Consider the following 16,172-nt stretch of genomic DNA (forward strand, 5'->3'; position numbering starts at 1 on the left):
CGGGGAATCCGAAATTCGGACTCCGAAGCACATACGCGCCCATAGAATCGGCGTGTGGCAGGACACGAGCACGAACAGCTACGGCAGGGGTCCGTACGCCGTTACGTCGACGAGGGGCGGTTCTGGTCGTACGTGGCCCGAGACCGTACCACCGTGCTGTGGTTTCGGCTCCTGCCTTTCGTCGTCATCGGCGCGCTCATGCTGGTCAACTATCTTGACGACGAACTGGTTCGGGGGCGTTATGTCCTGGTCGTAGCTCCGGTGATGATTGCCCTGGTCAACGGCCCTATCATCACCTTGATTGCCGGAATGGTGTCGGTCGCCGCCTATATCTCGGGGCGTTCGGTTTCGGCCTACGGGCTGGAAGCCGACTGGTGGATCGACATCCCCAGCGTCCTGATCATCGCCCTGCTCGCGGTGTTCTTCGCCTGGGCACGCGGACGCCTGATCGACCGTCTACTGGGCATCACCATGGTCGCCGAGACCACGCAGCAGGCCATCGTGCCCGAAGCGCCCCGCCACGTGGGGCCCTACGAGATCGCCTCCGTGCTGCGCACGCCGCAGGGAAGCACCAACCTCGTCGGGGGCGATTTTTTCGACGTGGAGGCCTCCGCTCACGGCATGCGTCTCATCCTGGGCGACGTTCAAGGTCATGACCTGCAGACCATTCAGATCACCAATACCATTATGGGAGCGTTCAAGGAGCGCGCCGGAGACGACATATCGCTGTCCCTACTGACCGAACGGCTGCACCGACGCATGGTCGCGATCAACTCTGGACTGTCCGAATGGCACCAACGTTTTGCGACGGCCCTGGTGGCGGAATTCCGTCCCTGGGACACCAGCGTGACCTTCTTGACCTGCGGGCATCCGCCTCCCGTGCTGATTCGCGACGAGGCGCGACTGCTGTCGCTGCCCGCCCTGCCGCCGCTGGGAGTCGAACATCAGCAGAACTTCGAGTCGTATGTGCGACAGACGCCGTTCCACCCCGGCGACATGATCCACCTCTACAGCGACGGCATGGTCGAGGCCCGCAACTCGGCCGGAGACGAATTCCCCATGGTGAAATACATGAACGAATACCTCCGCCGGGATTATCCCCGCGATCCGGAACTGTTCATCGACTTCATTCGGCAGGCGTTCTTCCGCAACAACTTCGTCATCACCGACGACCTCTCCAGCCTGACCATCCTTTACAACTGATCGACCGTTTACTCGGCGCGCCGTCCCGCGCACCCGGCCTCAGTCGTCGTTGTGCTTGTCCAGAAACTCGTACACCTCGGTCTCGTCGACGCCCGGAAACGACCCGGGGGGCATCGCGGCCAGGTGCGAGGAATTGGCGCGCGCACTCGGCCAGACGTTCCCCGCCCAGGTCATCGACAGGTCGGCCGGCGGGCGGCGGCAACAGTCGGGTTCCGGACAGCGGCTGCGGGAACGCGAGGTGGTGTCCTTACCACGGAACCATTTCGAATGGTCGTACGGAACGCCGACGCTGAGGGAGAACTCGCCGTCGGGGCCGCTCTCGGTGCGTGCCGTGCACCAGAACGTTCCGTTCGCCGTGTCGGTGTACTGGCTGAAGGCGCTGAACTTGTCGGTGACGTCGAAGACCTGTCGACTCGTCCAGTAGCGGCAGATGGGCTGACCCTCGATGGCCCCGGTCGGATCTTGGGGGAAGGCGACTCCGTCGTTTTCGTAGGCTTTGAAGATGATGCCGGACTTGTGGACCTTCTGGAAGTGCGTGGGGATGCCCAGGTGTTGCGTGGCGAGGTTGGTGAACCGGTGCGCGGCGGTCTCATAGGAGACGGCGAAATTGTCGCGGAGATCCTCGACCGCGATCTGCTTGTTGCGCATCGCGTCGCGGAGAAAGTCCACCGCACTGCTTTCGGGAACGAGAAGCGCGGCGGCGAAGTAGTTCGTCTCCACCCTCTGAGCGAGGAAGTCCGAGTAGTCGGTGGGAACGGTATGACCGAGAACGTAACTTCCCAGCGCTTGCAGCAGGATGGCGCGCGGGTCGTGGGAACTGGTCTGCTTCTGAGTCAGGTAGATACGGCGATTGCGTAGATCGGTCACCGAACGGGTGGAATGCGGCAGGTCGTTGACGTGATGCAGGCTGAAACCCAGATGGCTGGCCAGGTCGGAAATGGCGTGCTGGCTGAGCGGACCGCTGGTGTAGCCGACCTCGTGGAGGAGCTTGCGGACCTCCTGCTCGATCTCCCCGAAGTAGTTGTTCTTATCGCGCATCCGCAGCCGTAGCTCGCTGTTGGACTGCCGGGCCTCTTCGGGCGTGGCGGCGCGGATATTGGTTTGGCGTTGCACCTCCCGGTGCAGCCCCACGAGCGATTCGAGCACTTCGGTGGGGATGCGGGACGACGGTTTGACGTTCGGCAGGCCCAGACTCCGGTAACCGTCTCCGCGCTGGGCGCGTTCGAGTTCGATTTCCAGCGCAACGCGGCGGTCCGGCGGCTCGGTGCCGAGTAGATCGTCGGTGGAGACGTCAAGCGCCTGCGCCAGAGCACGCAGTAGGGAAAGTTTGGGTTCTCTTTTCCCGTTCTCAATAAGTGACAGTTGGCTGGGTGCGGTATTGATCAACTCGCTCAGATCGTCAAGAGTGTAATTTCTTTTCTTACGCAGATAGCGGATGCGCTTACCCAGAGCGATGAGGTCAAGGCCGGTGTCGTCGGTATTTGTCGGTTCTTCGGAGGTGGTGGCTCCCCACGGGCCGGGGTCGGTAGCGGGTTGTTCCTGGTCGGGTCGTTGCTGTTTATTCGGAAACCGGTTTGTGGGAGATTTATTCGCCATATCTTTATTATTAGTGAAGATCGGCGGTTCTTTCCACCTTTGAGCCCTTCTTTTTCACTGTTTTGCCTGAGAAATTGGTATTACCGGCAAGTAATGGTCGCCAGTGTGGCGATTAGCTCAGTATGACGCAGGAGATAACCATGACTGATCACCGTTCCGACAAGGTCCAGACCGCTGAGGAACTGAGTGCCGATTGGGAGTCCAACCCCCGGTGGGCGAATATTACTCGTGACTACAGCGCTGAAGATGTCATTGCCCTGCGTGGACGGGTGCAGGAGGAACACACTCTCGCCCGTCGCGGGGCTGAGAAGCTCTGGAGGCAGCTGACGACTGAGGCCGAGACCGATGGTTACACCAACGCTCTCGGAGCCCTCAGCGGAAACCAAGCCGTCCAGCAGGTCAAAGCCGGTCTGCGCGCGATTTACTTGTCGGGATGGCAAGTCGCCGCCGATGCGAACCTGTCTGGTCACACCTACCCCGACCAATCGCTCTACCCGGCCAACTCGGTCCCGGCCGTCGTGCGACGTATCAACAACGCACTGATGCGCGCCGACCAGATCGAGTTCGCGGAGGGCGAGCAGTCGGTGGAAGACTGGCTGGTTCCCATCGTCGCCGACGCCGAAGCGGGCTTCGGTGGACCGCTGAACGCCTATGAACTCATGAAGGGCATGATCGCCTCCGGTGCCTCAGCGGTGCACTGGGAAGATCAGCTCGCTTCGGAAAAGAAGTGTGGTCACCTGGGTGGCAAGGTTCTCATTCCTACCAGTCAACACATCCGCACCTTGAACGCCGCCCGGTTGGCCGCCGACGTCGAAGGGGTTCCTTCCCTGCTGGTGGCCCGCACCGACGCGGAGGCGGCCACTCTGATGACGTCGGACATCGACGAACGCGACCGTCCGTTCCTCACCGGCGACCGCACCGCGGAAGGATACTTCCAGGTGCGTGGGGGCATCGAGCCGTGCATCGCTCGCGCCAAATCCTACGCTCCCTACGCCGACCTGCTGTGGATGGAGACCGGTACGCCGGACCTGACCGTGGCACGTGCCTTCGCCGAGGAAGTGAAGGCCGAGTTCCCCGATCAAATGCTGGCCTACAACTGTTCGCCGTCGTTCAACTGGCGGCGCAACCTGGACGACGACACCATCGCCAAGTTCCAGAAGGAACTGGCCGCGATGGGTTACACCTTCCAGTTCATCACTCTGGCGGGCTTCCACGCGCTCAACTACTCCATGTTCGACCTGGCCCACGGCTACGCCGACGGGGGCATGAGCGCCTATGTGGACCTGCAGGAACGCGAGTTCGCCGCCGAGGAGCGCGGCTACACGGCGACCAAGCACCAGCGCGAGGTCGGTACCGGGTACTTTGACCGTGTCAGCACGATTCTCAACCCGAAGGGTTCTACCCTGGCGATGGTGAACTCCACCGAAGCCGGACAATTCGAATAGTTCGACCCGAGGTGAGGGGCGACCTGGCCCCTCACCCCCATCCGACACGGACAGACACCCCTACTTGAGGAGTCCAGATGAACGCAGTCCAGAATTCGTCGATCAAGATCAGTGGGCCGACCGTCGCGCGCCAGGACGAGATTCTCACTCCCGAGGCGCTTGACTTTGTATTGCAACTGCATCGCGCCTTCATGGGGGAGCGGCACGAGCTGTTGCTGGAGCGTCAACGCCGCCGCGAGCGCATTTCCAACGGCGAAGACCCGACGTTCCTGTCGTCCACCGCCGACATCCGCGACGACACCGAATGGCAGGTAGCGCCACTCGCTCCCGGTCTGGAGGACCGTCGGGTGGAGATCACCGGGCCGTGTGAGAAGAAGATGACGATCAACGCGCTGAACTCCGGCGCGAAGTGCTGGCTGGCCGATATGGAAGACGCTTCCAGTCCCAGCTGGGAAAACGTCATCAACAGCCAGTTGAACCTGATCGACGCCTTGGAAAATCAGATCGACTTTACCGGCGCGAACGGTAAGACCTATGCTTTGAAGTCCTCCGACATCACCGAGCTGGCCACGATCATCGTGCGTCCCCGCGGGTGGCACCTGGTGGAGCGGCACCTGGAGGTGGACGGGGTTCCCGTCAGCGGCGGACTCGTGGACTTCGGGCTCTACTTCTTCCACAACGCGCAGCGCCTGCTCGACAAGGGACGCGGACCGTACTTCTACATTCCCAAGCTGGAGTCCGCCGCCGAGGCGCGCCTGTGGAACAAGGTCTTCGTCATGGCGCAAGACCTTCTGGGGATTCCGCAGGGGACGATCCGGGCCACGGTTTTGATCGAAACCATCACCGCCGCGTTCGAGATGGAGGAGATTCTCTATGAACTGCGCGATCACAGTTCCGGTTTGAACGCGGGCCGGTGGGACTATATTTTCTCGGTGATCAAGAACTTCCGCAATCGCGGTAATCGTTTCGTGCTGCCGGACCGGCAGAGTGTCACGATGACGCAGCCGTTCATGCGGGCTTACACCGAGCAATTGGTTCGTGCCTGCCACCGTCGTGGTGCCTCCGCAATCGGTGGTATGGCCGCCTTCATTCCCAACCGCCGCGACGCAGAGGCCAATGCCAGGGCCTTTGAGGCCGTGCGCAATGACAAGATGCGTGAGGCCGGCGACGGGTTTGACGGTTCATGGGTGGCCCACCCGGATTTGGTTCCCGTGGCGATGGAGATGTTCGACGAGGTTCTGGGTGACAAGCCCAACCAGATCGATCGCCTCCGCGAGGACGTTCGCCCTGATGCGAAGGCGCTGATCGACATCAGCACCGTCAAGGGGACCATCACCGAGGTGGGCATCCGTTCCAATTTGTCCATTGGATTGCGCTACATCGAATCGTGGCTGCGTGGTGTCGGGGCCGCCGCCATCAACAATCTGATGGAGGACGCCGCCACGGCGGAGATCTCCCGGTCACAGATTTGGCAGTGGCTGCATACCGGCTCCTACACCGAGGACGGCCGTCCCGTCACCTTGGAGTGGGTGAGCCGCCTGTTGAGCGAAGAGTTCTCGTATTTGGATCGTTTCGACGGGGATCGCTTCGACGATGCCCGGGAGATCTTGCGTGAGTGTGCCCTGGGAGAGGAATACCCCACGTTCCTCACTCTGCCCGCCTATGCGCGCTACCTGGTGGCCACTCAATAGTCGTCTACCGCAATCGTCGGTAGTCGGTCGGCGCGGCGAATCGGGGACGGGAGCCGAGAGGCGTCCGTTCCCGAGCCGCTCTGCATAATTCGGTTGTTTCGGTTCTATACCAGCGCATTCCACGTGCCTGGTAGTTGCTCATCGCATGAGGGTCGTCCTCCGAACACGTGTGTAGCCATACGCGTTCGGTCCGAGGGCGGCCCTCGCCGCGTGCGGAGAACCTCCACGCCTCCGACAGGCATTCACCGAGAAACCAGCCACCGAGTCGGCGACGTCGAAAGGCGGGGAACAGTCCGAACGAGGCTATCTCCACCTCGCCGGGAATTCTGCCGTCCATTTCGCAGTAGCCGGCCGGAGTTCCGCTGACGTGTAGCAACCAGGTCTCCACATTGCCGTCGGTGGCGAATTCCCTCCATTCGGCGTCCGACCAGGCCAGGCGATCCGTCCACTGCCAGTCGGAGCCGACCGTGATGTAGCAGAAACGGTTCAACTCCGGAACGGGAATGCGGCTCTGCCGCACCACCGCCTCCGCGTCCGGCCGTTCCTTGGGCCGAACGTGTTCGGGAGACCGCGTTTCCAGGTACCAGATTGTGGATGACATGAGGCGAAGGGTACCAAGTCACCGACGGTGTTCCGGGGCGGCGGATACCGCTGTCGCGGCGATCGAGGCCGTCCCGGAGTCACTCGATTCTAGTTGTACGCGTCGATGCGCAGGTGGCGGATGAGGTGCACATCCGTCATCGCACCGGTGGAGGCCGCGAAGCCGTACTTGTAACTGTCGGGAGCCTCGAACGGCACGGTGGCTTCGAGTGCGCGCACCCAGCCGTTCCCGTCCAGGAAGTCCATGTCCACAGTGACCTCCGGATTGTCGTGGCCGCTGACGGTCAGGCGCACGAGACGTTTGGCGATGTCACGGGTAAAGTCCCCCACCATGTGCGGCAGGGTCGATCCGTAGAGCGTGGTGTCGCCTTCCTCTCCGACGACCTCGTCGGTCGCGGTGGTGTCCAGCAGGCAGTACCCCTCGAGTCCGTCACCCGGGCCACGTAGAGCGATGTTCTCCGGTGCCCGTCCACTGGTGTCGGACAGGTGGTCGGGAGCCTGATATTCGGCCGGGCAGCCTTCGCCGCGACCTTCGGAGTCGGCCGAGAAGTTCCCCCAGGCGTCGAGTCCCAGGCCGAGGAAGCCGCCTTCGATACCGGGATTGCCCACCAGCGGCGCATAGCCGAGGCTGCCGCCGTAACCGCCGACGTCCTCCACATCGGTGTCACCGTCGGTCAGGAAGAACGAAATGCCGTCGGCGCCTTCGTCGCTGTACTGCCATTGCGCGAAGGTCACTTCGATTCCCTGTTCAGCAGGAATCGGGTCATTGTGGATAATCGAACCACGGCGGTTGTTGCCCTGGTCGGTCAGCATCAAATATCCGGGTTCCTTGCCGATACGAGGAACCGGTCCTATCAGGTCGTCCCCGCAGGCGGGTATGGCGGAGTCGGGGTCGGTTTCCGTGGCGGCGGTGAGACAGGCGTCGCCGTGGACGACCAGGTTGTCGTCGTATACGGCCGCGTTGTGAAAGTCCTCTTTTCCGTCGGCGAGGCTTTCGGGGATTCCGCCGCCCGATTGAGCCTGAGCCGCAGGTGCGGTGAGTATTCCCGACGCGATCATGATTGAACTGGCGCCCAAAAGCATCAAACGCTTCACAGGAGCTCCTTTCCGTAGTTCCTTGATGAGCACGAATCTTCATTCGGCACTGCGGAAGACCGTCCGTCAGTGCCTTGCGCTTATTCGGTCTGCGTTTACTCGAATAAAACGGCCAGGCACAGGTCAGAACTAGGAATGGCCGTTCGAGTACGGTTCCCGGACTGAATCTATCGAAGAAAAGGACACTACGGATGACTATGCGAAAAGAGCCCGGAATTGTTACCGGAATAATCCCATAGGGGGATAAAAGTGCAGTTGATAGGGGTTGAACTGTGTTTGTGCGAAAAGGAGGAACAATGCCACGAATGTGTTTTTTAAAGGACCGATCGAGCCCCGATACCATCGCGTCTCAATATGGCTACAGTAGACCGGGGCCCGATCGAAAATCCCCATGGGAATTTCCTATTGCGTCGGTGTGGGCATGTAGAACAGTTCCCATTGGAACCCATTGGGATCAATGAAGGTGCGACCGTACATGCCCGCTTCCTCCTCCATTTTGCGGCGATCCTCGTCGATCTCCTCGGTGGCGCCGTTCTGCAACGCCTTCCCCGTGATGTCGTTGACCTCCTCCTTGCTGTCAAGTGCGAGCGCGTAGGTGGCACCGATGGTGCTCTGGGTGTCGCTGATGGTGCGCTTGGTGAACATCTTGAAGAACTCGGGCTTCAGCAGCATCAGGTGGAGCTGGTCTTCCTTGATGACGATGCACGCGGCATTGTCATCGGTGAACATGGGGTTGATGTCCCAGCCGAGCTTTTGATAGAACTCCTTGGACGCGTCCAGGTCGGCGACGGGAAGATTGATGAACATCTTGGTCATGGTGAACTCCTTGGACTGTTTGACCCGTTGTGGCCGCTCAAGGAGCGGTCAACGGTGTCATTGTGCGGTTCTAAGGAGGTAGACGAGCCAAGTCTTGAGAATTCATCGCGGGATCGGGGATCTTCCGACGATTTTTTGAGCCGAGGCGGGATTGCACAAACTCCACTACAAAAGGCTGCGGGGTACGGAGGTGGTCCTCCGTACCCCGCAGCCTCAAAGGGTGTTAATTGAGGGTTTTCGTATGTTCGCCAATAAAGACACGCCGCAGGGGCCAGGTCGGTTGCGACATACATAAGGATTTTTTAAGGATACGTTTCCCCGGTGTTGAATTCGCTTGTGACGCGCTGATACACCGCGCGTCGGCAGGGAGAACGGTGCTCGATCCGAACGGGTCGAAAGTCGAAAACTCCTGGGCACGTATGGAGTGTGCTTAAGGTTGTCGCTGTATGGAGCAGGATTATGATCCGTCTAACATGGGGGCATGAATATTCGACTGTCCTTCGTTCCGGTCGGTCTCATGATGAGTGCCGGGCTCCTCAATCTTGTGATGAGTATTTTCGTCATTTCTGCCACCGAGTCGCGCAATATCGGGTTCGCGCAGTTGACGGTCGGCGCAGTCCTCTTGGCCCTCGGTTTGGTCTATTGGCGTATCCCGTACCTGGCCATTACGCGCGACGCGCTGATATTTCCCTATCGGCCGTGGCAATTTCGAGTGGATATTCCAGAGGGCGCGACGCTCAAGGTCATTTATCCACATCTGTATCTCACCGATTCTGAGGGACATTCGGAACGAGTGCCGGTGCGCTTGTCGTCGACACTCCACCGTGGTGACCTCGCTGAGCTGCGGGCGCGCTACGGAAGGGAAAAACCGTCGACGATGTCGTCCGACAGTCGGAAAGCCGGACGGTTAGCGGCGCGCCTACCGTGCGGCGACACGGAAGGTTCAACCGGTCGTCAGCCTGGGCGAAACGGCTGTGTGCCGTCGTCGCCAAGGGTGTCCAGGAGCGTGTCGAGTTGCGCGCGCAATTCTGTCATCGCGCTGGTTCCGACGTGTTGAGCGAGTTCGGCCTCCAGCTCATGGAGTAGGCGCCCGGCGGTCCGCAGGTGCTCCCATCCCCGGTCGGTCACAAAGATCAGCTTACGGCGGCCTCCACCTGGATGTGGGCGACGCTCCACGTATCCGCGTTGCGCGAGATAGTCGACGATCTGTCCGGAGCCTTGTTTGGTGATGCCCAGCTTCTGTGCCAAGTCACTGCTGGTCATGCCGCCGTCTTTGAGGATCTGAAAGGTGTAGCCGTGGATGGGGCGGAGGTCGCCGTATCCCGCTTCGTTCATACGCGACACGAACTCGGCTAGAAGGAGCTGATACGACATTCCAAGTTTGAAGAGCAGTTCGGATCGTTGAACGTCGGAGGTGGTCATGAAACCATCTTGACACACATGAGTAAAGCGGGTTTACTTACTTGAGTAAAGTTATTTTACTCAAGGAGGAAATGATGACGTTTTACGAACACACGTATGAAACCGCTCCCGAGGGTGCCGTGAAACGTATGAAGGGCGTTGAACGACAGCTGGGCTTCGTCCCCGCCGCGGTAGCCCGAATGGCGACCGCTCCCGCCACTCTGGAAGGTTTTCAGACGATGAGTGCCTTGTTCGAAACCGTTTCACTGGAACCGATAGAACGCGAAGTCGTCATAATGACCGTCGCAGTCCGGTACGAATGCCGACTGTGCATCGCCATGCATTCGGCCAAACTGACAAAGCTCGAGGCAAGCGACGAATTGATCGGAGCGCTCCGGAACGGAAACCCGTTGGACGACCCACGCCTGGAGGCACTCCGCCACTTCACCCTCAACGCGATCGACAACCATGGACACGTCGACGAACCGACCATGGTGGCGTTCGACGACCACGGCTATACCCCACAACAGGCACTGGAAGTCGTCCTCGGAATCGCAGCATATACTCTCTCGACCTTTGCTAACCGCATGACCGACGCACCAATCGACGAACCCTTGCGGGCCTTCGCCTAACTGGCCGCCGAAACCGAAGCGGCCATCGAAGAACTGTGAGCCGTGAACCCGGGGCAGTGCTGTGGCAGTATGGCCGCTATGAAGATTGGTAAAAAAGGAATCGTATTCGACACGGCGGACCTGGGCGCCGAGAGCACATTCTGGGCCGGGCTGCTGGGCGGCACCGTCGAAGCTACCGACGACTGGCACACCCTCGTCACCGAGGACGACTGGTATCTAGCCTTCCAGCTCGCCCCCGACCACGTCCCGCCCGAATGGCCCAACGGGACACTGCAACAGATCCACCTCGACCTCTGGGTCGACGATCCAGAGACAGCCCACGCGGAAGTCATGGCTTTGGGTGCGACAGTGCTGAAAGAAGTCGAAGACCTCGGCGAGCCGGACGTCTTTCAGGTCTATGCCGATCCCGCCGGGCATCCGTTCTGCCTCTGTTGGTCTAAATAGACCGGTACCGGCATGGGGTCCTGGAGCTTGCATGCGCTCAGGGCCCCACCGTCCAATCCGCTGCTCACACAACCGAGCATAAGAAAAACCTCGCCTCACCCCCGGTCGTGGACAGCACGCTCGGAATCAGCGGGAGGCCGGATCGGAATAGGCGACGTCGTAGCCCACACGCATGCCGCCACGCTTGATCTTTATCCCACGCACCGAGAAATCGGACAACTCCGCCAGCGACGAAACATGCGTCCCACCGCAAAGCTCCTCACCGTGCCCCTCGATCTCCACCACACGACCATCGGCTCCATCCTGGACGCGTACCTTGTGATCAGCGGCGATGGCCGCGTTGACCCGCTCCACCACCTCACTCGACAGAGCCTCAAGATCAGGACGTTCCTCCGGCGCAAGAAACTCGATGCGAGCCTGACCAGGGTTATGGCTATGCCCCCGGTACTCAAATCCCATGGAAGCGACGATCGCATGAATCAGATGCCCACAGGTATGCAGCGCCGCGTGACGCAGCCGAGCCTCCGCATCGATCCGAGTCGTCACCGTCGCCCCCTCGGCGTGGACGAAATCCCCACTCAGACCCACCGTCAGAGACTCACCGTCGACTTTAAACGGAACCGCCTCCACACCGTCCACCGTGCCAACATCCGACGGTTGCCCACCGCCCTTGGGATGGAAGATATTGTCGGCAACCACGATATAGCGCCCGTCCGCACCGTCCCGAACTTCGACGACACTGGTCTCCTGCTCAAAAAGATAGGTATTGCCCAAATACAGGTTGTTCTGCAACACGGCAGCCGCCTTTCCCACGCTTCACAACAGAATTCACATCGGCCTGGTCGGTACCGGCAACGCCCGTAAGCGAAAACGACCAACCAAGGTACATACTAGGCGACGCTGACAGAGCGTAGACAGCCGAATGCGACAATGCCCGTCTTCAATAACCCAAAGCCACGGCACCGGCGATCCCAATCAAAATAAGACCCGTAACGACATTAACCGCGGCATTGACACCCGGCCGAACCAACACCGGACGCAGCACACCCACCAAACCAGCCAAGGTAAGGAACCACACGACCGTGATCGTGCTCGCCAGAACGGCGAGCACACCAGCTTGCCACATCCCGCTGTCCGTGGCAATGAACTGGGGAATCAACGCAACGAAGAAGACGGCGGCTTTGGGACTGAGCAGATTGCACAACAATCCGCTGCGCAAGGACTGCCACGGGCCGAATCGAGCAGAAGGGGCCGCTTCCTCGGAGGAACCCGGTGGTTTGAACGCGGCGATGATCGCGGTGATACCGAGGTAGGCGAGATACGCCGCCCCGGCATAGCGAATCGCCGCGAAAGCGGTTGGGGACGCCGCTAGCAACGCTGACAGTCCGAAGGCCGTGATGGTGACCCATACGAACACTCCGGCGGCGATGCCGACGGCCGTCCACAAACCACTGCGGCGCCCACCTGAAACACAATTTCGCACGACGACGGCGAAATCGGGTCCAGGAGAGGCGACGCCCAGGAACATAATTCCCGCAAAAGTAAAATAAGCTGTCATGACCACGCTATGAGTCGACCGTTTGCATTGATGCCGACGAAGAACGACAGCGTCACTCGACGACCGTCGCCCTGGTTCGGCTCCACCTTATGGTAGTTGCGTGGATCGAAGAACACCGCGTCGCCCACCGAGGGACGAACCGACGAAACGGGATAGTCCTCCATCAGAGAAGGCGCGTAACCGTAGCCGTCGCGATGGTCCTCATCGCCTGGAGTCCAGCGCCTCCGGTACACGACCGCTTCGCCTCCGCTGTCCGGCATTGCCAAGTGGCAGTTGAAGGCCAGTTGGACGAGCGGCTCCTCGTCCATGACGCCGGGGAACTCCCGGACGATCTCATCGAAGTGAATCCGCGCGCCCTGATTGATTTCGCGAATCATGCCGGAGAACAGCGCTTGTCCGTCGACCCTGGCCGGCTCGACCGCACTGCCCCAGGCCTTCCCGATACGGTCGAGGGCGGCGTCCAAGGGGTCGGAGCCGTCGAGGAGGGTGCCCCGCGTTTCATTCGACTGCTTCGCGTGATCCCAGTATTCGGCGGCCAGGGAACCGCCCAGGTAGTAATCGAACGCCGCCGGACCGAGTTTCATGATCCGAGGTACCACGACCTGTTCGTCGTACGAGCCGAGTTCGCAGTGCTCGAGGCGCTCGATGATCGCGGCGCACTCCTGCGGGGTGAAGAATTCCTTTACTTGTAGCGCCGATGCCGTCCCGGCGGCAAGGCTGACGATCTGGTCACGAGCGAGTTCGGGGGCGGTCGTGATGTCGAAGAGAGTGTGGGTAGGGGTGGGAGTTCCGGAGTTACCGGTGTTCGTATCCATTGTTCTCCATCGATGTAGAGGTCCTGATGTAAGTATGTCCTTGAAGTGGCGTACCCGAGTGCCAAGGCAGGGAGGAGTTCTGCCGTGACTCATCAGTGTCCACTCAGTTACTTATAGCAGTTCTCTTGCGACAGAGCAATAGTCACTGAGAATAATCTTTGTCCTACTTAGGTAAGAATGTGGATGTAGTGCGAATCCAGCTACGCTACCAAGGACGCTTCGGCTGTTTCGTGCACTGCCAGCCAACGGTAGCCACGCTCCGCTTCAGGAGAATCCACAAGCGTCGCCGTGACTAGGCGACTGGTCTGATCGCGTCCAACGGAATGAGTTTCGCGAAACCGGACCACGTTCACGTGTTGGTTCTGAACTATGACGACCACGTCCGAAATCGTGATGTTCAGGCCTGGCTGCGCATTGCGGGCTGCCGGTAGCTGTGCCGCGAGCTCAGGTCCCGACACAACGCCGCCGTCGACCGACACCAGACTGAAGTCCTCATGCTGTGCGGCGAGAAACCGGTCCAGAACCTCGGGCGCTGCCTCGGTGCCGAGCCAGAAGGCGAGATCACGATGGAGAGCCTCGATTTCCATCGAGACGGAGTGCAATGGGTCAGGCATGGAGAAGTTCCTTCCGGCGTTGTGAGGCAGCGGCGTTCATGATGCATAGTCGGTCCGGCCTTCTTAACGGCCGCGATTGAATCGTCGATTTCTGCGAGGTTGTTATCCGGGATAATACCCGGTCGTTAGGTGACGATACTTCCGCTGAGTTTTCCTGTTTGAAGGAACGGGCAGACGCCGTTCATATCAAGACGATCGTGGATACGGCCAGAGCAGCCGAAATTGCCATACCAGCGATTGTCGCAGGACGATGGACCCCGATGTCGGAGTCATGATAGTTCGGATTGAGGACGAACGTAGCGGATGACCCCGCTACTCCCGACGCGACGATTCCACTGATGAGCACTATGTTGACATCGAGGTCGGAAATATCGAGGAAAAGCCCGGTGGCCAGGATGGCAATCAAGGGAGTAAGTACGTATTTCTCATCGAGCAGATACCAACCAAGTCGGCGTTCCAATTTCGTACCTTTTGGGCGGAAGGCACCGACAACGGTTGCCGTGAGGATCAATAGAACCTGAATCATGGAGACGATCCAAAACATAGAGTCCTTTCCGACGGGCGGAATCCCGTTGGGATACCGGTACTCGATGAACTCATTCTCCCATTCGAGCCAATTTCAATGAGATCTGCTGCCGTGGAAATGCTCAGGGCTACTTCGATGTCGTTTCCCATACACGGTTCCGTTGAGAACGATCTATACGGCCGTTTCGGCGGTAGTCCAAAGGGAACCCACCCTAATGCCGGCAATGCCACTCGGGTACTCCGGCGATTGTCAGGGAGGCACGACGCGATAATCGGCTGAAGCGTTCGACCCACGTATCAGGTCGCGAGCTTCAGCCGACTGTCGGTCTATTATTACGTTAATGGGCGGAACTCGAGACGTGATGATCCGCCGGTTCCCGTTCCAAGCGCTCGAATGCGAGTTGCGCGTAGGTCGCCGCTCCGTCGGAGAGAACCGAATCGTCGAATTCGGCGAGCGGCGAATGGTTGTTGGGAGCCTTCATCGGATCAGCACCTTGAGGTACCGCGCCGAGCATGGTGAAGGCCCCCGGCACCTCACCGATGACTCGAGAGAAATCTTCCGACCCGGGGAACGGGTGTGGTGACCAGTGGAACCGTTCCTCTCCGAGGTTCTCCCTGACACTGTTGGCGACAAAGTCGGCTTCTGAATCGGAATTGACCGTGACGGGGTAGTTTTCGTCGTAGTCGAAGTCCACGCTGAGTCCGTGTGCCGCGGCCAGGTTCTTGATGACGCGAGCGCATTCGTCCTTTGCGGTGGCACGCGCCGCCTTGGAATAGGTGCGGATCGTCGCCTTGAAGGTGACCTCGTCGGTGATGACGTTACTCGCCGTACCGCCGTGGAAGCTTCCGACGGTGAGGACGACGGGGTCGTGTATGTCGAATCGTCGGGTCACCATGCTTTGTAGTGCGAGGACCATTTCGCAGGCGCCCGGCATGGGGTCGCGGGCGAGGTGCGGCATGGAGCCGTGGCCGCCTGCGCCTCGTACCGTCACATACATCTCGTCGGAGGCCGACATGATGGGGCCGTGACGGGTGACGAAGAGACCGCCGGGGATGATGGCGCTGGTGACGTGCAGCGCATAGGCTGCGACCGGTTTATCGCCGGTGGCGTCGAGTACTCCTTCTCGCAACATGTGTCCGGCACCGTCGTAACCTTCTTCTCCGGGCTGGAACATGAAGATCACGTCGCCGCGCAGGGAATCGACCTTTTCGGCGAGAAGCCGTGCCGCTCCGGACAGCATCGCGGTGTGCAGGTCGTGCCCACAGGCGTGCATTCTGTCGGAAGAAGCGGCGTAGGAGGCTCCGGTTCGTTCCGTGACCGGTAGGGCGTCCATGTCTCCGCGCAGTAGAACCGTTGGTCCCGGTTGGTTACCTTTGAGGACGGCGGTTACCGAGCTCAGATCGTTGCCCAGACTGATGTTCAAGGGGAGGTCTGAGATCGATTGGAGAACCTTTTCTTGCGTACGTGGCAGGTTGAGACCTACCTCCGGTTCCCGGTGGAGGCGGCGTCGTAGGTCGACGAGTTCATCCTGCAGTCCACGGGCGTCGTCACGGAACGACATGTGTGTTCCCCCTTTCTTAGGGCGACAGTGGATTCTCGTCGTGGGAGCCGACGGTTGAATCGTCTGTCGCGGTTCTGGACTTCCGGTATGGGGCACCCATCGAGGGTTGAGGGTCGTGCCTTGGACGTGAAGGTACCGAGCAGTCGCACGATATAGAAGAATCTGAAGTATATTG

The 16,172-nt window shown here is 60.1% G+C and carries 16 protein-coding genes; 5 read left to right on the plus strand and 11 right to left on the minus strand.

What is annotated here, in order from left to right; translation table 11 throughout:
• Window positions 1-54: 54 nt before the first annotated feature.
• A complete protein-coding gene (locus tag HALAL_RS0106165) occupies window positions 55-1,203 on the plus strand; it encodes a PP2C family protein-serine/threonine phosphatase (RefSeq protein ID WP_025273168.1) in 1,149 nt (382 codons plus the stop codon).
• A 39-nt stretch (window positions 1,204-1,242) separates the two neighbouring features.
• Here HALAL_RS0106165 and HALAL_RS0106170 read toward each other — a convergent pair whose 3' ends face one another.
• Window positions 1,243-2,799, minus strand: a complete 1,557-nt coding sequence (locus HALAL_RS0106170) for a helix-turn-helix domain-containing protein (RefSeq protein WP_084471882.1) — start codon at window positions 2,797-2,799, stop codon at window positions 1,243-1,245.
• Window positions 2,800-2,939: 140 nt separating this feature from the next.
• Here HALAL_RS0106170 and aceA point away from each other — a divergent pair, with 140 nt between their 5' ends.
• Both aceA and aceB read left to right on the plus strand, forming a co-directional pair.
• Entirely contained in the window at window positions 2,940-4,244 is a 1,305-nt protein-coding gene (gene aceA / locus HALAL_RS0106175) for an isocitrate lyase (RefSeq protein ID WP_029767480.1), read from the plus strand.
• 77 nt (window positions 4,245-4,321) lie between these two features.
• Complete coding sequence (gene aceB / locus HALAL_RS0106180; protein ID WP_025273171.1) at window positions 4,322-5,935, plus strand: malate synthase A; 1,614 nt, start codon at window positions 4,322-4,324, stop codon at window positions 5,933-5,935.
• Window positions 5,936-5,939: 4 nt separating this feature from the next.
• Here the strand turns inward: aceB and HALAL_RS0106185 are convergent, their stop codons facing one another.
• The 4 genes from HALAL_RS0106185 to HALAL_RS0106205 form a co-directional block, all read right to left on the minus strand.
• Complete coding sequence (locus HALAL_RS0106185) at window positions 5,940-6,536, minus strand: GNAT family N-acetyltransferase (protein ID WP_025273172.1); 597 nt, start codon at window positions 6,534-6,536, stop codon at window positions 5,940-5,942.
• A gap of 89 nt (window positions 6,537-6,625) precedes the next feature.
• Window positions 6,626-7,630, minus strand: a complete 1,005-nt coding sequence (locus HALAL_RS0106190) for an L-type lectin family protein (protein WP_156937632.1) — start codon at window positions 7,628-7,630, stop codon at window positions 6,626-6,628.
• A gap of 402 nt (window positions 7,631-8,032) precedes the next feature.
• Complete coding sequence (locus HALAL_RS0106195; RefSeq protein WP_025273174.1) at window positions 8,033-8,446, minus strand: VOC family protein; 414 nt, start codon at window positions 8,444-8,446, stop codon at window positions 8,033-8,035.
• A 954-nt stretch (window positions 8,447-9,400) separates the two neighbouring features.
• Window positions 9,401-9,868: a MarR family winged helix-turn-helix transcriptional regulator gene (locus HALAL_RS0106205; RefSeq protein ID WP_025273176.1), complete on the minus strand. Its 468-nt coding sequence runs from the start codon at window positions 9,866-9,868 to the stop codon at window positions 9,401-9,403.
• 74 nt (window positions 9,869-9,942) lie between these two features.
• Here HALAL_RS0106205 and HALAL_RS0106210 point away from each other — a divergent pair, with 74 nt between their 5' ends.
• Both HALAL_RS0106210 and HALAL_RS0106215 read left to right on the plus strand, forming a co-directional pair.
• Window positions 9,943-10,479, plus strand: a complete 537-nt coding sequence (locus HALAL_RS0106210; RefSeq protein WP_025273177.1) for a carboxymuconolactone decarboxylase family protein — start codon at window positions 9,943-9,945, stop codon at window positions 10,477-10,479.
• Window positions 10,480-10,557: 78 nt separating this feature from the next.
• Window positions 10,558-10,923, plus strand: coding sequence for a VOC family protein (locus HALAL_RS0106215; protein WP_029767482.1), 366 nt, complete (start codon window positions 10,558-10,560; stop codon window positions 10,921-10,923).
• A 126-nt stretch (window positions 10,924-11,049) separates the two neighbouring features.
• Here the strand turns inward: HALAL_RS0106215 and HALAL_RS0106220 are convergent, their stop codons facing one another.
• From HALAL_RS0106220 to HALAL_RS0106245, 6 genes are all read right to left on the minus strand, one after another.
• Entirely contained in the window at window positions 11,050-11,718 is a 669-nt protein-coding gene (locus tag HALAL_RS0106220) for an alanyl-tRNA editing protein (protein ID WP_029767484.1), read from the minus strand.
• A 145-nt stretch (window positions 11,719-11,863) separates the two neighbouring features.
• Complete coding sequence (locus HALAL_RS0106225; protein WP_029767485.1) at window positions 11,864-12,481, minus strand: LysE family translocator; 618 nt, start codon at window positions 12,479-12,481, stop codon at window positions 11,864-11,866.
• Entirely contained in the window at window positions 12,478-13,296 is an 819-nt protein-coding gene (locus HALAL_RS17445; protein WP_025273181.1) for a 2OG-Fe(II)-dependent halogenase WelO5 family protein, read from the minus strand. The genes HALAL_RS0106225 and HALAL_RS17445 overlap by 4 nt, the downstream gene beginning before the upstream one ends.
• A gap of 200 nt (window positions 13,297-13,496) precedes the next feature.
• A complete protein-coding gene (locus HALAL_RS0106235) occupies window positions 13,497-13,910 on the minus strand; it encodes a hypothetical protein (protein ID WP_029767488.1) in 414 nt (137 codons plus the stop codon).
• A 181-nt stretch (window positions 13,911-14,091) separates the two neighbouring features.
• Window positions 14,092-14,454 (minus strand): hypothetical protein, encoded by a 363-nt coding sequence (locus HALAL_RS0106240; protein ID WP_025273183.1) that lies wholly within the window; start codon window positions 14,452-14,454, stop codon window positions 14,092-14,094.
• A 319-nt stretch (window positions 14,455-14,773) separates the two neighbouring features.
• On the minus strand, window positions 14,774-15,997 hold the full coding sequence (locus HALAL_RS0106245) for a M20 metallopeptidase family protein (RefSeq protein WP_025273184.1): 1,224 nt from the start codon (window positions 15,995-15,997) through the stop codon (window positions 14,774-14,776).
• Window positions 15,998-16,172: the final 175 nt, after the last annotated feature.

Origin of the sequence: Haloglycomyces albus DSM 45210 (assembly GCF_000527155.1) — a bacterium.
GTDB lineage: Bacteria > Actinomycetota > Actinomycetes > Mycobacteriales > Micromonosporaceae > Haloglycomyces > Haloglycomyces albus.

Coding starts and splice junctions, on each gene's coding strand:
- HALAL_RS0106245 (WP_025273184.1), bottom strand. CDS start 15,997: ATGTCGTTCCGTGACGACGCCCGTGGACTGCAGGATGAACTCGTCGAC.
- aceB (WP_025273171.1), top strand. CDS start 4,322: ATGAACGCAGTCCAGAATTCGTCGATCAAGATCAGTGGGCCGACCGTC.
- HALAL_RS0106195 (WP_025273174.1), bottom strand. CDS start 8,446: ATGACCAAGATGTTCATCAATCTTCCCGTCGCCGACCTGGACGCGTCC.
- HALAL_RS0106185 (WP_025273172.1), bottom strand. CDS start 6,536: ATGTCATCCACAATCTGGTACCTGGAAACGCGGTCTCCCGAACACGTT.
- aceA (WP_029767480.1), top strand. CDS start 2,940: ATGACTGATCACCGTTCCGACAAGGTCCAGACCGCTGAGGAACTGAGT.
- HALAL_RS0106205 (WP_025273176.1), bottom strand. CDS start 9,868: ATGACCACCTCCGACGTTCAACGATCCGAACTGCTCTTCAAACTTGGA.
- HALAL_RS0106235 (WP_029767488.1), bottom strand. CDS start 13,910: ATGCCTGACCCATTGCACTCCGTCTCGATGGAAATCGAGGCTCTCCAT.
- HALAL_RS0106240 (WP_025273183.1), bottom strand. CDS start 14,454: ATGTTTTGGATCGTCTCCATGATTCAGGTTCTATTGATCCTCACGGCA.
- HALAL_RS17445 (WP_025273181.1), bottom strand. CDS start 13,296: ATGGATACGAACACCGGTAACTCCGGAACTCCCACCCCTACCCACACT.
- HALAL_RS0106210 (WP_025273177.1), top strand. CDS start 9,943: ATGACGTTTTACGAACACACGTATGAAACCGCTCCCGAGGGTGCCGTG.
- HALAL_RS0106170 (WP_084471882.1), bottom strand. CDS start 2,799: ATGGCGAATAAATCTCCCACAAACCGGTTTCCGAATAAACAGCAACGA.
- HALAL_RS0106215 (WP_029767482.1), top strand. CDS start 10,558: ATGAAGATTGGTAAAAAAGGAATCGTATTCGACACGGCGGACCTGGGC.
- HALAL_RS0106225 (WP_029767485.1), bottom strand. CDS start 12,481: ATGACAGCTTATTTTACTTTTGCGGGAATTATGTTCCTGGGCGTCGCC.